This window comes from Rhizobium sp. BK456, assembly GCF_014194045.1.
GTDB classification, from domain to species: domain Bacteria; phylum Pseudomonadota; class Alphaproteobacteria; order Rhizobiales; family Rhizobiaceae; genus Rhizobium; species Rhizobium redzepovicii.
Genome location: NZ_JACIAO010000005.1, coordinates 175,011 through 188,968, shown reverse-complemented (window position 1 = coordinate 188,968; position 13,958 = coordinate 175,011). Strand labels below are relative to the sequence as shown.

General features: G+C 62.6%; 18 protein-coding genes. 9 read left to right on the top strand and 9 right to left on the bottom strand.

Annotated features, from left to right (window positions below):
- Nucleotides 1-20 precede the first annotated feature (20 nt).
- Nucleotides 21-551 (top strand): winged helix DNA-binding protein, encoded by a 531-nt coding sequence (locus FHX03_RS16300; RefSeq protein WP_183854554.1) that lies wholly within the window; start codon nucleotides 21-23, stop codon nucleotides 549-551.
- Between the two features lie 55 nt (nucleotides 552-606).
- On the opposite strand, the gene FHX03_RS16295 is transcribed toward FHX03_RS16300, so the two are convergent.
- A complete protein-coding gene (locus FHX03_RS16295) occupies nucleotides 607-822 on the bottom strand; it encodes a hypothetical protein (RefSeq protein WP_183854552.1) in 216 nt (71 codons plus the stop codon).
- Nucleotides 823-946: 124 nt separating this feature from the next.
- Between FHX03_RS16295 and FHX03_RS16290 the strand changes: the two genes are divergently transcribed.
- Nucleotides 947-1,570, top strand: coding sequence for a TetR/AcrR family transcriptional regulator (locus FHX03_RS16290; RefSeq protein WP_097628969.1), 624 nt, complete (start codon nucleotides 947-949; stop codon nucleotides 1,568-1,570).
- Between the two features lie 71 nt (nucleotides 1,571-1,641).
- Nucleotides 1,642-1,839: a hypothetical protein gene (locus FHX03_RS16285; RefSeq protein WP_183854550.1), complete on the top strand. Its 198-nt coding sequence runs from the start codon at nucleotides 1,642-1,644 to the stop codon at nucleotides 1,837-1,839.
- 102 nt (nucleotides 1,840-1,941) lie between these two features.
- Here the strand turns inward: FHX03_RS16285 and FHX03_RS16280 are convergent, their stop codons facing one another.
- Together FHX03_RS16280 and FHX03_RS16275 are read right to left on the bottom strand one after the other, a co-directional pair.
- Complete coding sequence (locus tag FHX03_RS16280) at nucleotides 1,942-2,373, bottom strand: DUF1810 domain-containing protein (protein WP_183854548.1); 432 nt, start codon at nucleotides 2,371-2,373, stop codon at nucleotides 1,942-1,944.
- A 90-nt stretch (nucleotides 2,374-2,463) separates the two neighbouring features.
- On the bottom strand, nucleotides 2,464-2,742 hold the full coding sequence (locus tag FHX03_RS16275) for a hypothetical protein (protein WP_183778318.1): 279 nt from the start codon (nucleotides 2,740-2,742) through the stop codon (nucleotides 2,464-2,466).
- Between the two features lie 274 nt (nucleotides 2,743-3,016).
- Here FHX03_RS16275 and FHX03_RS16270 point away from each other — a divergent pair, with 274 nt between their 5' ends.
- Together FHX03_RS16270 and FHX03_RS16265 are read left to right on the top strand one after the other, a co-directional pair.
- Nucleotides 3,017-4,387 carry an amidase gene (locus FHX03_RS16270; protein ID WP_183854546.1) on the top strand — a complete coding sequence of 457 codons (1,371 nt, stop codon included), beginning with the start codon at nucleotides 3,017-3,019 and terminating at the stop codon, nucleotides 4,385-4,387.
- A gap of 65 nt (nucleotides 4,388-4,452) precedes the next feature.
- Complete coding sequence (locus tag FHX03_RS16265; protein WP_183854545.1) at nucleotides 4,453-5,313, top strand: sugar phosphate isomerase/epimerase family protein; 861 nt, start codon at nucleotides 4,453-4,455, stop codon at nucleotides 5,311-5,313.
- Nucleotides 5,314-5,331: 18 nt separating this feature from the next.
- Here the strand turns inward: FHX03_RS16265 and betC are convergent, their stop codons facing one another.
- Complete coding sequence (gene betC / locus FHX03_RS16260; RefSeq protein ID WP_183854544.1) at nucleotides 5,332-6,846, bottom strand: choline-sulfatase; 1,515 nt, start codon at nucleotides 6,844-6,846, stop codon at nucleotides 5,332-5,334.
- Nucleotides 6,847-6,940: 94 nt separating this feature from the next.
- Between betC and FHX03_RS16255 the strand changes: the two genes are divergently transcribed.
- The 3 genes from FHX03_RS16255 (at nucleotide 6,941) to FHX03_RS16245 (ending at nucleotide 8,991) form a co-directional block, all read left to right on the top strand.
- Complete coding sequence (locus tag FHX03_RS16255) at nucleotides 6,941-7,846, top strand: choline sulfate utilization transcriptional regulator (RefSeq protein WP_183854543.1); 906 nt, start codon at nucleotides 6,941-6,943, stop codon at nucleotides 7,844-7,846.
- 88 nt (nucleotides 7,847-7,934) lie between these two features.
- Nucleotides 7,935-8,135, top strand: coding sequence for a hypothetical protein (locus tag FHX03_RS16250; RefSeq protein ID WP_183854542.1), 201 nt, complete (start codon nucleotides 7,935-7,937; stop codon nucleotides 8,133-8,135).
- 61 nt (nucleotides 8,136-8,196) lie between these two features.
- Complete coding sequence (locus tag FHX03_RS16245; RefSeq protein ID WP_097628977.1) at nucleotides 8,197-8,991, top strand: HpcH/HpaI aldolase family protein; 795 nt, start codon at nucleotides 8,197-8,199, stop codon at nucleotides 8,989-8,991.
- Nucleotides 8,992-9,005: 14 nt separating this feature from the next.
- Here the strand turns inward: FHX03_RS16245 and FHX03_RS16240 are convergent, their stop codons facing one another.
- Nucleotides 9,006-9,686, bottom strand: a complete 681-nt coding sequence (locus tag FHX03_RS16240) for a spermidine synthase (RefSeq protein ID WP_183854541.1) — start codon at nucleotides 9,684-9,686, stop codon at nucleotides 9,006-9,008.
- Nucleotides 9,687-9,929: 243 nt separating this feature from the next.
- Between FHX03_RS16240 and FHX03_RS16235 the strand changes: the two genes are divergently transcribed.
- A complete protein-coding gene (locus FHX03_RS16235) occupies nucleotides 9,930-10,367 on the top strand; it encodes a VOC family protein (protein WP_012555158.1) in 438 nt (145 codons plus the stop codon).
- A gap of 6 nt (nucleotides 10,368-10,373) precedes the next feature.
- Here FHX03_RS16235 and FHX03_RS16230 read toward each other — a convergent pair whose 3' ends face one another.
- Genes FHX03_RS16230 through FHX03_RS16215 form a run of 4 tightly spaced genes read right to left on the bottom strand, consistent with a single transcriptional unit; the run spans nucleotide 10,374 to nucleotide 13,927 of the window.
- On the bottom strand, nucleotides 10,374-11,273 hold the full coding sequence (locus FHX03_RS16230; RefSeq protein ID WP_097628980.1) for an ABC transporter ATP-binding protein: 900 nt from the start codon (nucleotides 11,271-11,273) through the stop codon (nucleotides 10,374-10,376).
- Nucleotides 11,270-12,073: an ABC transporter ATP-binding protein gene (locus tag FHX03_RS16225; protein WP_183854540.1), complete on the bottom strand. Its 804-nt coding sequence runs from the start codon at nucleotides 12,071-12,073 to the stop codon at nucleotides 11,270-11,272. Before FHX03_RS16225 ends, FHX03_RS16230 begins: the two co-directional genes overlap by 4 nt.
- Entirely contained in the window at nucleotides 12,070-12,948 is an 879-nt protein-coding gene (locus FHX03_RS16220) for an ABC transporter permease (RefSeq protein ID WP_183778110.1), read from the bottom strand. Before FHX03_RS16220 ends, FHX03_RS16225 begins: the two co-directional genes overlap by 4 nt.
- A 1-nt stretch (nucleotide 12,949) precedes the next feature.
- Entirely contained in the window at nucleotides 12,950-13,927 is a 978-nt protein-coding gene (locus tag FHX03_RS16215) for an ABC transporter permease (RefSeq protein WP_097628983.1), read from the bottom strand.
- Between the last annotated feature and the right edge of the window lie 31 nt (nucleotides 13,928-13,958).

The following is a 13,958-nucleotide window of genomic DNA, read 5'->3' as shown; positions in this document are numbered from 1 at the left end:
TCGGATCATGGAGGGTGGACATGACAGATGGGCGTGGAAGACAAGCGGAAATCGGGCCGATCGTCTCCTCCGCACATCTGGCCGATGGCGCGCTTCCGGCTCTTTCGGAGCTGGAGTTCGGCCTTATCCTCGCCGGCAATGCCTTCGACCGCTGGATGGTACGCTGCATGACGGCGGCTGGCGAGCCTGGATGCGCCCCGATCGACGTTCTGGTGCTGCATTCGGTGGCGCACCGGCAGCGGCCGAAACGGCTCGGCGATCTGTGCAGCGTGCTCGGCGTCGAGGATACTCATCTGGTGATTTATGCGATCAAGAAGCTGGAAAAGCGCGGCCTCGTGAAAAGCACGCGGGCAGGCAAGGAGAAGCTGATCGCCGCCACCGAAAAGGGCTTGGAAATCTGCCTGAAATATCGGGCGGTGCGCGAAGCGCTGCTGGTGGAATCGGTCAAGGGGTTGGGGCTCGATGCCGCAGCGGCATCGGCGGTGGCGGCGACGCTCAGGGCGCTTTCCGGCCACTATGATCAAGCAGCAAGGGCCGCCGCCTCTTTCTGACGACAGCCCTTGACGGGGGCAGGGAGAGATCCCCCGAAATTTTCAGGCAGCGTGTTCAGCCGAAGCAGGGCATCGCCGGCAGATTGGTGCGGTTTGCGATCGCTCCAATGATGTTGCCGACCGGCGTCGAGCGCGGTTCGCGTTTGCCGGCGGCCGTCTCAAGGAGTTGCTTGAAATCTTCAAGCTTCACGCCGTCGGCGCGCAACACCATGGCGATCAGGGGGTCGCGAAGGGCTTCGGATATCGTCAGGTCGTCTCTGGTCTTTCTCATGGTTGTCCTCCTTTCGTGGGCGGTCGCCCGTGTTCCACTTTGCGCTGCCGTGTTCTCATTGACTTTCGCGTTTGGTGGTGTTACCGGTAAGTAACAATGCATTTGTTACCGATCGGTCACATCGATGTCAAGGACTACGTCCGCAAAAAAATCAGAAACTTCGAATGAAATCTCCGCAGCCGTTCCAGAAGATCGCATCCCGCCGCGGGAACGTATCGTCTCGACCGCCTCGGAGCTTTTCCGCGAGCGCGGCATCCGCGGCATAGGCGTCGATGCCATCGCCGACGCGGCTCTGACCAACAAGATGACGCTCTACCGGCATTTCGGCTCGAAGGACGAGCTTGTCTGCGAGACGCTGCGCCGCGCGTCGGAAAAGGCGGGTGCGATCTGGCGCGAGCTGGAGGCGGCCTATCCCGGCAATCCGCGCGCCCAGCTCTACGCTTGGGTGGAGATGCGGGCGCAATGTCTGAACGGCGAGCCCGCCGGCTGCGATCTCGCCAATGCCGCCATCGAACTGAAGGGCGAGGGCCATCCCGCCCACGAGATGATCGAGCGCCACAAGGCAGAACAGCGTGATCGTCTGGCCGCGCTCTGTTCGGCGGCCAATGCGCGCGAGCCGGAGCTTCTTGCCGATACGCTGACGCTGCTGCTCGAAGGTGCTCGCGTCAGCCGTCAGGCGATGGGTGCTGCCAGCTGCTGCGGTCATTTCGCCAAGGCCTGCAATGCGGCGATCGCCTCTTTCGCCTGAACCGGTTTTTCGGGAACCTTACCGCTTCCATACCGTTTTTCCCTCACCGGAGGACAAGTGGAGACCGGGAGATGAACTACGTCTATCTCAAGCGCCTGTATGCCAAACGTGCCGAACTCGAAGCCAAGCTGGAGCTTCACGATGCGCGCTATTGTTTCGGCGAGGAAGAGGTCGATGACGGCACCGACAGCGACCTGCGTCAGCGGCTGAGCGAAATTTCCGACGAAATTGACGAATTGGAAGCAGGCCGGACCGCCAGAACAGGATGATTTCAAGCCCGGCCTGCCTGAATCCTGTTCTAAATTAGAGAGTGCGGAAAGCTGTGAGCAGTCTCGGGCGACATTAGGCCGACCGGACCCAAATCACCTATTCTAAGTCCGGAGGATATCCATCGTCCGGTCGTCGAATTTCCCTTGATAGAAACGCTCGATCACGCGGTGAAAGGGCGAGCCATGGTCGCTGATTGCGGCAAACAAGGTCATTGACGAGCGCAGCTTCAGGTCATCGGGCGAACCGAGGATCTCATGCGCCGATCGGCCCTCCACCGACAGGATCGCCTCGACGCAGCGCAGCAGCCGGCTGGAGAGAATGGGATCGGCGAGATAGGCGGTGGCTTCCTCAGCCGAGCGGATCGCGTATTTTTCCGCCATTGGCGAGGTGCCGAGACCTGATATCTGAGGGAAGATGAACCACATCCAGTGGGAGGTCTTGCGCCCGGCTTTCAGCTCCAAGAGCGCTTTTTCGTAGACGCCGTTCTGAGCGTCGACGAAACGGTCGAGATTGTAATCGATATCACCGGCCATGGTCCTTTTCCCTTTTCCTGCATTATGCAGCCTGGGCCAAGGTCTCCATGCCCGGCGAGGTGATTTTACCCGCGCGAGCCGAGCTCGCCTTCAGCAGACCCTTTCAGCGTATGGGCTGCTCTCACGGCAATGGCCGTAAGGCTGATGGTGCGGCGCGCTGTCGCCGGCGGGGGCAGCGATGGCCGATGTCGTCACCGGGTCCGTCTCATTGGAAGAATATGCGGCGAAACCGACAAAGCTCAAGAGAGCCAGCGCGGCGACGACGACAATGCGCTCGAAGCCCGAAAGTTTCTGGGCGCTGACATGTTCCACATAGTCGCGCTCCCCCAAGCCGGTGGTTTCGTCCTCTTTCACATGGAGGGTCACCATATCCTGGCGATGGGTCAAAGTTTCACAATCTGTCATCTAAATTACTCCTGCAACACATGCGGCGCCGGCCTCTCAAGAATAAACTCTCAACCCTCATGGCGGACCGACTCCCGCATGCGTGCAGCATGTGTGTCTTTAATCGCGGCAATTGAAGGGGCAATCTGCAAACTCAGTGTTCAAAAAATCGTCCTAATAAATGCAAAATATCGTGATGCTCTGGCTCGCCGGAATGATCCGGGGTAGTCCAGAGGATCATCTTTCTGTGGATCGTCCCATGAGCAAATCCTTCGGCGCGATGTCGGTCGCCCAGCTTTCCGTCCTCATTCAAGGTGGCGCGGCCGATCCGGTCGATGTGGCCGAGGCTTTCTTCGGCACCATCGCTGATTATGCCGACAAGGCGGTCTTCACCACGTTGACCGAAAGCCGCGCGATGGAGGAAGCGCGCGCCTCTTCCAAACGTCTGCGGGAAGGCCGATCGCTCGGATTGCTGGACGGCGTTCCAATCGCCTGGAAGGATCTTTTCGATATCGAAGGCCTGGCGACGACGGCGGGATCCGTCGTGCTGGCCGCCGATGCGCCGGCCAGGCGCGATGCGGCCGTCGTCGGCTTCCTCAGGCAGGCGGGCATGGTCGCTATCGGCCGCACCAATATGAGTGAATTCGCCTTTTCCGGCCTCGGCATCAATCCGCACTACGGCACGCCGGTCAATCCGCGTGGCACCGATCTCCCGCGCATTCCGGGCGGCTCGTCCTCGGGTGCCGGTGTCGCCGTCGCAGCCGGCCTGGTGCCGGTCGCGATGGGCACGGACACCGGCGGCTCGGTGCGCATTCCCGCCGCCTTCAACGGCATTGTCGGCTACAAGGCGACCCGCGGCCGTCATGCGATGGAAGGCGTCTATCCGCTGGCCAAGAGCCTTGATTCGCTGGGGCCGCTCTGCCGCAGCGTCAGGGATGCGGTGTGGATCGATGCGGCGATGCGCGGCCGGATCGCGCCTGACGTCGTCGAGCGTCCGTTGCAGGGTCTGGAACTGCTCGTGCCTGAAAATATCGTCTTCGACGGAGCCGAACCGGGCGTCATCGCCGCCTTCGAGGCCGGTTTGGAACGGCTTCAAAGGGCCGGCGCCCATGTTGCCCGTGCCGTCATTCCCGCCTTCGACGTGATTTTCGATCTGATGACGAGATATGGCCCGCTGGTCACCGCCGAAGCTTTCGCACTTCACCATGAGCGCTTGGCCGGACCGGACGCGGACAGGATGGACCACCGCGTCGTCATGCGCACCCGCCTGGGAAGCAGGACGACCCTGGCCGATTACCTGGCGATCCTCGATGCGCGCAAACGGATGATCGCGGATGTCGAGCGCCTTGTCGGCGACCGCCTGCTCGCTTTTCCGACGGTCGCCCATGTCGCGCCGCCAATCGGTCCGCTGGAGCAGGACGACGAGCTGTTCTTCGCGACCAACAACAAGACGCTGCGCAACACCGCGCTCGGCAATTTCCTCGACTGGTGCGCCGTCTCCATCCCCTGCGGCACGGGTGCCTTCGGCATGCCGGTCGGCCTGCTGCTCTCGGCCACCGCCCGTCGCGACGAAGCGCTGCTGGGAGTTGCCCTAGCCGCCGAGCCGGTCATCCGCGGCGATTTCGCCTGATTGGCAATTGAACCGCCGGGCTTTTATTGCGATTGATGGCAGGAGGAAATCTGGGAGGAACGCACGTGCAGATCTTGCAAAACGGACGCTTCGCGGTTTCGACGTGGTCGCTGCATCGGCTGCTCGGTGCCGTTTATGGCTACAGCCCCGATCCTCACAAAAGTTCTGCGCCGAAAGAACCCTATGGCCCTGGTGCCGCGGCACTGATCGATATGCCGGCGGCGCTTGCGGCGCGCGGCGTCAATCGTCTGGAGATATGTTCCTTCCATCTGCCGAGCCTTGAGGCCGGCTATCTAAGTGAATTGCGCGACGCAATGACGGCCTCGGACGTGTTGTTCCAGACACTGCTCGTCGAGGACGGCGATCCAAGCCATCCCGAGACGGCTGAACGCGACGTCAGATGGATGGCGCAGTGGATCGATATCGCCGTTTCCCTTGGAGCGCAGAGAATGCGCGTCATCGCCGGCAAGCAGAAGCCGACCGAGGAAAACCTGAGCCGTGCCGCCCGTCACCTCGGCTGGTTGGCCGAAAAAGCCGAAGGTAGTGGTGTGCGCGTCGTCGTCGAGAACTGGTTCGACCTGCTGCCGTCGCCCGTGGAGATGAACTGGCTGCTGGATCGGCTGGACGCCAAGGTCGGCCTCAACGGCGACCTCGGCAATTGGGCAGCGCCCGCGAAATACGAGGGTCTCGCCGACATCATGCGCCGGGCGGAAATCTGCCATGCCAAGGCCGATTACACCGTTGCCGGCCTCGATGCAGAGGATTACCGCAAGTGCCTGGAGATGTGCGAGCGGGCCGGTTACGCCGGCCCCTTCACGCTGATCTACGACTCGCCCTTCTTCCCCGACGAATGGGACGGCATCCTGCTGCAGAAGCAGTTCATCGAGGATTTCCTGCGCGAGGCGCCGGCGCGCAGGACGGCCTGATCCCAAAGGATTTCGCGCTCATTCCCGGCGCGGAAACCTCTGGTTTTCCTCGAGCACGTTCAGGTCCATGTGGTTGCGCATATAGCGCTCCGAGGCCTTCTGCAGCGGCTGGTAGTCCCAGGGATAGTAAGCACCGTTGCGCAGCGCTGCGTAGACCACCCAGCGGCGCGCCTGGCTTTCGCGCACGGCTGCATCGAAATCGGCAAGGTTCCAGCGCCGCCTAGCCTGGTCGGCAAGCCTCGCCAGGGTGTCGGCATGCGCCGGCTTTCCCGCCAGATTGTCGAGCTCCTGAGGATCGGCTTCTAGGTCGAACAGCATCGGCGGGTCCTTGTCGCAGAGCGAAAGCTTGTAGCGACCGTCCCTGAGGCAAACGAGTGGCGCTTCGGAACCTTCAGCGGCATATTCCATCGGCACGGGACTGCGGCTGCCGGTGCCCTCGGCGAGGCCCGCGAGATCCTCGCCCTCGGTCCATGGTTTCAACGCGGTGATGTCGATCCCGGCAAGACCGGCGAGCGTCGGCGTCACGTCGAGGGTGGAGACCGGCTGCTCGATGAGTTTCGGCTTCCAGCCGGGTGCAGCAATCATCAGCGGGACGCGCGCCGATCCTTCGAAGAAGTTCATCTTGAACCAGAGGCCGCGGTCGCCAAGCATGTCGCCGTGATCAGAAACGAAGAGGATGATCGTGTTGTCGGCCATGCGGGTCCGTTCCAGCACGCCGAGAATGTCGCCGATCTTCTCGTCGACATAGGAGATATTGGCGAAGTAGCCTCGCCTTGCGCGCCGTATTTCGTCCGAGCTGATGTCGAAAGCCTCGTGGTCGCAAGCTTTCATCAGCCGCTGCGAATGCGGGTCCTGTTGCTCGAAGGCGATTGGCGCCACCGCCGGGTCAAGCGCCGGGCAGTCTTTATAGAGATCCCAGAATTTGCGGCGTGCTACATAGGGGTCGTGCGGATGGGTGAAGCTGACGGTCAGGCACCAGGGGCGTCCGTCGTGGGCGCGTGAGAGATCGAACAGCTTGCGGGTGGCGTGGTAGGCAACCTCATCGTCATATTCCAACTGGTTGGTGATCTCGGCAACGCCGGCGCCGGTCACCGAACCCAAATTGTGATACCACCAGTCTATGCGCTCGCCGGGCTTGCTATAGTCGGGCGTCCAGCCGAAATCGGCAGGGTAGATATCGGTCGTCAGGCGCTCCTCGAAGCCATGAAGCTGGTCTGGGCCGACGAAATGCATTTTGCCCGATAGCGCCGTCTGATATCCGGCGGCGCGCAGATGATGCGCATAGGTCGGAATGTCGGAGGCAAATTCCGCGGCATTGTCATAGACGCGCGTCCGGCTCGGCAATTGCCCGGACATGAAGGACGCCCGCGCCGGCGCACAGAGCGGACTTGCCGTATAGGTGTTGGCGAAGCGCACGGAACGTTCAGCCAATGCTTTCAGATGCGGCGCATGCAGGAAGTCGGCAGGCCCGTCGGGAAACAAGGTCCCGTTCAGCTGGTCCACCATCAGGATGAGAATATTCGGGCGCGCCATGTCGTTTTCCTATGCTATTTGCAGATTTTATTGAAACGCCTATTGTCGCGCCTGTAAAGACGGCATTTTTGAATGCATGCATAAAGGAATTTTTATGCCAGACCACCCGCTTGAGCTTGGATGGATGCGCATCTTCGTTGAGGTCGCGAGACTCGGGAGCTTTTCGTCGGCTGCAGCGCTGCTCGGGCTTACCCAGCCGGCCGTCAGCTACCAGATCCGCCGGCTGGAGGAGCAGTTCGGCGTCAGCCTGCTGCGCCGCCAGCATCGCGGCGTGACGCTGACTGCCGAAGGTGAACGGCTTCTCGACGTCACCGCCAAAGTGGTCGGTGACCTCGATGCGCTCGCCCGCAGTTTCCGCGCGGAAGCCCAACGACCAGTTGTTCGGCTCAGAACCGACTATGCTTTTTCATCGCTTTGGCTGATCCCGCGCATGGACGGCTTTCGGCTTCTTCATCCGGAAACGGACATCCAGATCGTCGCGACGCAGCGATTTTCAGCCGGTTTTCGAGACGAAGCGGATGTCGCTGTCGTTTTCGGCACGCGGGCGGAATTCGGCGCCATCGGTACGCTTCTGCTGCGTGAAAAGGTTGTGCCGGTCTGCACGCAGGGATTTCTCGATCGCAACGGCCCGTGCGAGGATGCGAGGCAGCTTGCCAAGGCGGTACTGATCCATCTCGACACGCCGATGCCATCACCCTGGTTCGACTGGCGCAGTTATCTGACCGAATTCTCCGTCCTGCGCGACGGCCATGCCGGCCGCGGCGATATCAGCTTCAATACCTACTCGCTGGTCATTCAGGCTGCGTTGAGCGGGCAGGGCGTGGCGATCGGCTGGATGGGGCTCGTCGATACGCTGCTCCAAGCACGCATGCTGGTCGAAGCCGGCCGGCCGCTCGAGGCGCAAGACCGCGGTTACTGGCTGGTGCCGCCGCGATCTCCAAGCCCGCATAGCGAAAGCCTCGGCGCCTGGCTGATGGGCGAAGTCGGAGGGAACGGCTGACGTGGATTATTCTCCGCAGCAGAACCCTTGCCATCGGCGGCGGCGGCCGACATTGTGGGAACGAATCCATAGCGAAAGTGACGCAAGCATGCGAACAATCGGATATATCATCGGACTGCTGATGGTCCTCCTCGGGCTGATCTGGATCGGACAGGGAAGCGGCTATTTTCCTTATCCGGCGTCGAGCTTCATGATAGCCCAAACGATCTGGGTGTTGTGGGGTGCCATTCTCGCCGCGGCCGGCATTGCTCTCATGATCATCGTCTCGCGACTGCGCCAGAGAGTCTGAACCGCCGCCGCTGCCTGGCAGCAATGGCCGCCGGCGGTCTGAAGAATTGTGGGAGAATGGCATGGGTGCAGCTGACATAGACGGCTTTGCGAACCGGATCAGGGGCAGCCGGGGCGGGATGATCTCCGCCTGGGTCGGCATTCCCGACCCCATGCTCGTCAACCATCTGGCGCAGGAGGCCTTCGATGCCGTCGTGCTGGATATGCAGCACGGCATGTGGGACATGCCGTCGGCGGCCAATGGCATCGCGCAGGTGCGCCTGGCCGGCAAGCCGGCCCTGGCGCGCATCCCAGTCGGCGATTTCGCTTCCGCCTCGCGGCTGCTCGACGCCGGTGCCACCGGCATCATCGCGCCGATGATCAATTCGGCAGACGATGCGAGAGCCCTGGTCCGGACGACGAAATATCCGCCCGTCGGCGAGCGCAGCTGGGGGCCGTCATTGGCGCTGAATCATACCGGCCTGTCGGGCGACGATTATTTGAAGAACGCCAATGCGCTCACCGTTGCCATCGCCATGATCGAGACCCGCGCCGCGCTCGATGCGATCGACGGCATTCTCGACGTGACCGGCATCGACGGCATTTTCATCGGCCCTTCCGATCTTTCGATTGCGCTGTCTAACGGTGATCAGGTGGCGCCGAACGCTGCCGAAATCGACAGCGCCATGCAGCATGCCGTCGCGCGCTGCCGCGCCCACGGCAAATTCGCCTGCGCGTTCGCCGCCGACGGCGAGCGGGCCGGCGAACTATTGAAATTCGGCTTCGACCTGGTCATCGCCGGCGCCGAGACCACGCAGTTGCGCGCAGGCGCCCGCCGCGCCATCAATGCCGCCCGCAGGATCGCGTCGGCCAGTTGATTACGGTGCTTTAGTCAGCGGGCCGGCTTCACCGCCAGCCAGATCACATGGCGGGCGCCGCCGCGTTTGCCGTTAGCGCGGGTGTTGACTGCATCGACGGAAAAACCGCTGTCCCTCAGGCGGCGGGTAAAATCGGGGTCGGGGCCGGACGACCAGACGGCGAGCACGCCGCCGAGGCGAAGCGCGTCGCGGGCGGCGCGCAGGCCGGCGAAATCATAGAGCCGATCGTTGGATTTGCGGGTCAACCCATCCGGGCCATTGTCGACATCGAGCAGGATGGCGTCATAGGCCTCCTTGCCGGCACGGATCGCCTCGCCGACATCGCCTTGATGGATGACGACGCGCGGATCGTCGAGACAGCCCTTGAAGACCTCGGCCATCGGCCCGCGCGCCCAGGCGACGACGGCCGGCACCAGTTCGGCGACGGTGACGCCGGCATTTTCGGGAAGGATGGCGAGGGCGGCGCGCAGGGTAAAGCCCATGCCGAGGCCGCCGATCAGGACCTTCGGTTTCGGATGCGCCTTGATCCGCTCCCAGGAAAGGGTCGCCAGCGCTTCTTCCGAGCCGCTGAGGCGGCTGTTCATCAGCTCGTTGGCGCCGAGCATGATCGAGAACTCGCTGCCGCGCTGCTTCAGCCTGAGTTCGCCGCCTTCGCCGGGAATGGTCGCGGAATCGAGCTGGATCCAGGGCAGCATGACGGTTTCGCCTCATTTGAAAGAACCGTCCCCTAGCATAGGGTGATGAGCGGGGCCAGTCAGCAGGCCTCGGGACCGTTTGAAGGCGGGGCGGTGGCTAGAGGCGGTCCATGATTCAAGCTTCCGATGTCAAGAGCAGCGAATTATGCTCGGATGGTTGTCGGCGCTGGGAATCCTCACACGTCCTTTGTTGCACGAGGCGACGCCTCGGAGATTGCAACGACACTTTCGGAGATTGGAAACATGGCGCTCAAGCGGATGGACAATGTAGGCATCGTCGTCGAAGACCTCGCAGTGGCGATTGATTTCTTTGGCGAACTCGGCCTCGAGCTCGAAGGACGGGCCATGATCGAAGGAGAATGGGCGGGGCGGATCACTGGACTGGGCGATCAGCGTGTCGAGATCGCCATGATGCGCACACCTGATGGCCACAGCCGGCTCGAGCTCTCCCGCTTCCTGATGCCTGATGTCGTCGCAGATCACCGCAACGCTCCGGTCAACGCGCTTGGCTATCTCCGCGTCATGTTCACCGTTGAGGACATCGACGACACGCTTGAAAGGCTTCGCGCGCGTGGCGCGCAGCTCGTCGGCGAAGTCGTCCAGTATGGAGACACATATCGGCTCTGCTACATAAGAGGCCCCGAAGGGCTTCTCCTCGGACTCGCCCAGGAACTCAGCTGAGGCGCCTCAGATCATCCGTATGAAATGCTGCGGCTCCGCTTCGACGATCTCGTCCTGCGGCGCAGCGGAACGGCGGCGGATGTCCTCCACCTCCTCGGGCCTGAGGCGTGCCTTCGGGTCCTCGAAGCGGACGTCCGGATCGGGCACGGCGGAGAGCAGCAGCCTTGTATAGGGATGCAGCGGATTGTCGATCACTCTTGCGGTGCTGCCCCATTCGACGATCTGGCCGGCATACATTACGGCGATATCTTCTGCGACATAGCGGGCGGTGGCGATGTCATGGGTGATATAGAGCAGGCCGAGATTCATCTCCTGCTTCATCTCGTTCAGCAGATTCAATACGCCGAGGCGGACCGAGACGTCGAGCATGGAGGTCGGCTCGTCCGCGACGATCACCTCCGGCTGGACCGCAAGCGCGCGGGCGATGTTAACGCGCTGGCGCTGGCCGCCGGAGAGTTCATGCGGATATTTTGGCGCGACGAGATCGGGATCGAGCCTGACGCGCGTCAGCAGTTCGCGGACCGCGACGTCGATCTCGCTTCCTTTGATCTCCGGGCGATGCAGCTTCAGCGGCCGCCGGAGATGAAAGGCGATGGTATGGGCGGGGTTGAGCGAGGCGAAGGGGTCCTGGAAGATCATCTGCACCGAGCGGCGGTAGCGGCCGATTTCGGCGGAGTTCGCCGCCTCGACCGGCCGGCCCTTATAGAGGATGCGGCCCGATGTCGGCAGATATTCGCGCATCGCCATGCGGGCGCAGGTCGTCTTGCCGCTGCCGGATTCGCCGACGAGTGCCAGCGCCCGGCCGGCGTGCAGCGAAAAGGAAATGGCGCGCGCCGCATGCACGGCCGCCGAACCATGGCCGAACCTCTTGGTGACGGTGTCGAGCGCGAGGATGGCGTCGCTCATAGCAGCACTCCTCCGTGAAGCGAGGGGAAGGAGGCCCAGAGCCTTTTCGTATAGTCGTGCTGCGGCGTCCGGTAGATCGCCTCGGCCGCGTTCTGCTCCACCAGCCTGCCTGACAGCATGATGCCGATGCGGTCGCAGAATTGCACCATCAGCCCGAGATCATGAGTGATGAACAACACCGAGAAACCGAAGCGGCGGCGCAGCTCGTTGATGCGCTGCAGGATTTCGCGCTGGACGACCACGTCGAGCGCCGTCGTCGGCTCGTCCATGACGACGAGCTTCGGATCGAGCGCCATGCAGATGGCGATGACGATGCGCTGGCGCATGCCGCCGGAAAACTGGTGCGGGTAGTCGCGCATGCGATCCGGCGCGATATCGACGAGCCTCAGCATTTCGGCGGTGCGCTCGCGGGCCGCAGCACGGCTCATGCCCTTGTGGGTGCGCAGCAAGTCGTAGAATTGCGTCTCGATGCGCAGCACCGGGTTCAGCGAGTTCATGGCGCTCTGGAAGACCATGGCGACCTCGCGCCAGCGGAAGGCGGCAAGCGCCTGCTGGTCGAGATCGAGCACATCGCGGCCGTCGAGCAGGATGCGGCTTTCCTTGCGGATCAGCGCCGGCGGCTTGTGCAGGCGGCTGATGGCGAAGGCGATGGTGCTCTTGCCGCAGCCGGATTCGCCGGCGAGCCCGAAAACCTCGCCGGGTGCGACGTCGAAATTGACGTCGTCGACGGCGCGGAAATCTTTCTCCTCGCCGATATAATCGATGGTGAGATTTCTCACCGACAGCAGCGGCTGCGTCACAGGCGGCCCTCCCCGGAACGGACCAGCAGCGACCAGCGCTTCAGGTGATTGCCGGTGCGCAGACGCGGATTGGCAATCTCGTCGACGGCGAAATTCAGCAGCGACATGCCGATGCCGAGGAAGGCGAGCGCGAAGCAGGGGGTGAGGATATCCCACCAGGCGCCGACCGAAAGGGCAGAGGCCTTCTGCGCATTGTAGAGCATGGTGCCCCAGGAGATCGCTCTGGGGTCGCCGAGGCCGAGAAACTCGAGCGTCGCCTCGGTGATGATCGCGAAGATGACGCTGCCGATGAAATTGATGCCGACGATCGATATCACGTTGGGAAAGATCTCGAATGTCATGATCCGCCATTGCGGCTCGCCCATCATCTCGGCGGATTTGACGAAATCCTTGTGTTTGACGGAGAGCGTTTCGGCGCGGGTGACGCGGGCGCCCCAGGCCCAGGACGTGGCCCCCAGGATCAGCGCAATGACCACGGGGCTTGCCTGGCCGATGAAGGCGGCGAGTACGAGCAGCAGCGGCAGATTGGGAACGACTAGAACCATATTGGTGAAAAAGCTGATGATCTCGTCGGTCTTGCCGCCGCGATAGCCGGAGATGATGCCGAGCGCGGTGCCGACGAGGGTGATCAGCAGCCCGGCGCCGAAGCCGACGGCGAGCGATGTGCGGGCGCCGTAGATCAGCCGGGCAAAGACATCCTGGCCGATGCGGGTGGTGCCGAGAATATGGTCGAGCGACGGCGGCCGGTGCGGCCGCCCGGTGCGGGCGGCGGGATCGTATTGCGTCAGCAGCGGTGCTGCGATCGCGACGATGACGATGACGGCGATGATGACGAGGCCGGTGAGCGCCTTGCGGTTTCGCAGCAGGCTCCTCATCTCACGCTCCCTTCAGCCGCGGGTCGAGCAGGATATAACTGACGTCGACGATGAAATTGGCGATCAGCATGGTCGCGGTCATGATGAGGAGCTGGCCCTGGATGACGGGGTAATCGCGGGCGAGGATCGCCTGGTAGAGAATATTGCCAAGGCCGGGATAGTTATAGACGACCTCGGTCACCAGCGAGCCACCGAGAATGGTGCCGATGGCGATGGCAAGGCTGGAGACGGTCGGCAGCAGGGCGTTGCGCGCCGCATACCAGAGCATCACATGCCGGTCGGAAAGGCCCTTGGCGCGGGCCATGACGATATAGTCCTCGCCGATCAGGTTGATCATGTTGTTGCGCATGGTCACGGTGAAGCCGCCGATCAGCACGGTGCAGAGCGTGACCATCGGCAGGATGCCGTGATAGGCGACGCTGCCGAGATATTGCAGGCTGAAGGCCGGATCGAGCGATGGATCGGCGGCATAGCCGTTCGGGAACCAGCCGAGTGTGAAGCCGAAGATGAAGAGCACGATCAGCGAGGTGACGACGGCCGGCACCGATGTCGCGAAAATCGCGCCGACGGAGACGACAACATCGAACCTGCTGCCGCGGCGCCAGGCGGCGGCGATGCCGAGGAGGGTGCCGAGCGCAAAGCTGATGATCGTCGCTGTGCCCATCAGGCTGACGGTCCAGATAAGGGCATGACCGAGCACCGAGGTGACCGGCAGCGGGAAATACTTGATCGAGCGGCCGAGATCGCCGGTGAAGATGCTGCCGAGATAGGTGAGATATTGCTGCCAGAGCGGCCCGTCGACGAAGCCAAAGGTGAGCTTCAGCGCCTGCAGGCTTTCCGGCGGTAATTCGGTGCCGGCGCTCGAGAACATGATCTGCACGGGATCGCCCGGCATCAGGCGCGGCAGGAAGAAATTGATCGTAGCTGCGGCGATGAAGGCTGCCATGTAGAAGACGAGGCGGCGAAGCAGAAAAGCCATGAGAACTCCGTCGTGACGGGAGCGGCGCTTC

Excerpts from the sequence above, each read along its gene's own strand:
- FHX03_RS16300 (WP_183854554.1), top strand. The coding sequence starts at position 21 with ATGACAGATGGGCGTGGAAGACAAGCGGAAATCGGGCCGATCGTCTCC.
- FHX03_RS16295 (WP_183854552.1), bottom strand. The coding sequence starts at position 822 with ATGAGAAAGACCAGAGACGACCTGACGATATCCGAAGCCCTTCGCGAC.
- FHX03_RS16290 (WP_097628969.1), top strand. The coding sequence starts at position 947 with ATGTCAAGGACTACGTCCGCAAAAAAATCAGAAACTTCGAATGAAATC.
- FHX03_RS16285 (WP_183854550.1), top strand. The coding sequence starts at position 1,642 with ATGAACTACGTCTATCTCAAGCGCCTGTATGCCAAACGTGCCGAACTC.
- FHX03_RS16280 (WP_183854548.1), bottom strand. The coding sequence starts at position 2,373 with ATGGCCGGTGATATCGATTACAATCTCGACCGTTTCGTCGACGCTCAG.
- FHX03_RS16275 (WP_183778318.1), bottom strand. The coding sequence starts at position 2,742 with ATGGTGACCCTCCATGTGAAAGAGGACGAAACCACCGGCTTGGGGGAG.
- FHX03_RS16270 (WP_183854546.1), top strand. The coding sequence starts at position 3,017 with ATGAGCAAATCCTTCGGCGCGATGTCGGTCGCCCAGCTTTCCGTCCTC.
- betC (WP_183854544.1), bottom strand. The coding sequence starts at position 6,846 with ATGGCGCGCCCGAATATTCTCATCCTGATGGTGGACCAGCTGAACGGG.
- FHX03_RS16255 (WP_183854543.1), top strand. The coding sequence starts at position 6,941 with ATGCCAGACCACCCGCTTGAGCTTGGATGGATGCGCATCTTCGTTGAG.
- FHX03_RS16250 (WP_183854542.1), top strand. The coding sequence starts at position 7,935 with ATGCGAACAATCGGATATATCATCGGACTGCTGATGGTCCTCCTCGGG.
- FHX03_RS16245 (WP_097628977.1), top strand. The coding sequence starts at position 8,197 with ATGGGTGCAGCTGACATAGACGGCTTTGCGAACCGGATCAGGGGCAGC.
- FHX03_RS16240 (WP_183854541.1), bottom strand. The coding sequence starts at position 9,686 with ATGCTGCCCTGGATCCAGCTCGATTCCGCGACCATTCCCGGCGAAGGC.
- FHX03_RS16235 (WP_012555158.1), top strand. The coding sequence starts at position 9,930 with ATGGCGCTCAAGCGGATGGACAATGTAGGCATCGTCGTCGAAGACCTC.
- FHX03_RS16230 (WP_097628980.1), bottom strand. The coding sequence starts at position 11,273 with ATGAGCGACGCCATCCTCGCGCTCGACACCGTCACCAAGAGGTTCGGC.
- FHX03_RS16220 (WP_183778110.1), bottom strand. The coding sequence starts at position 12,948 with ATGAGGAGCCTGCTGCGAAACCGCAAGGCGCTCACCGGCCTCGTCATC.
- FHX03_RS16215 (WP_097628983.1), bottom strand. The coding sequence starts at position 13,927 with ATGGCTTTTCTGCTTCGCCGCCTCGTCTTCTACATGGCAGCCTTCATC.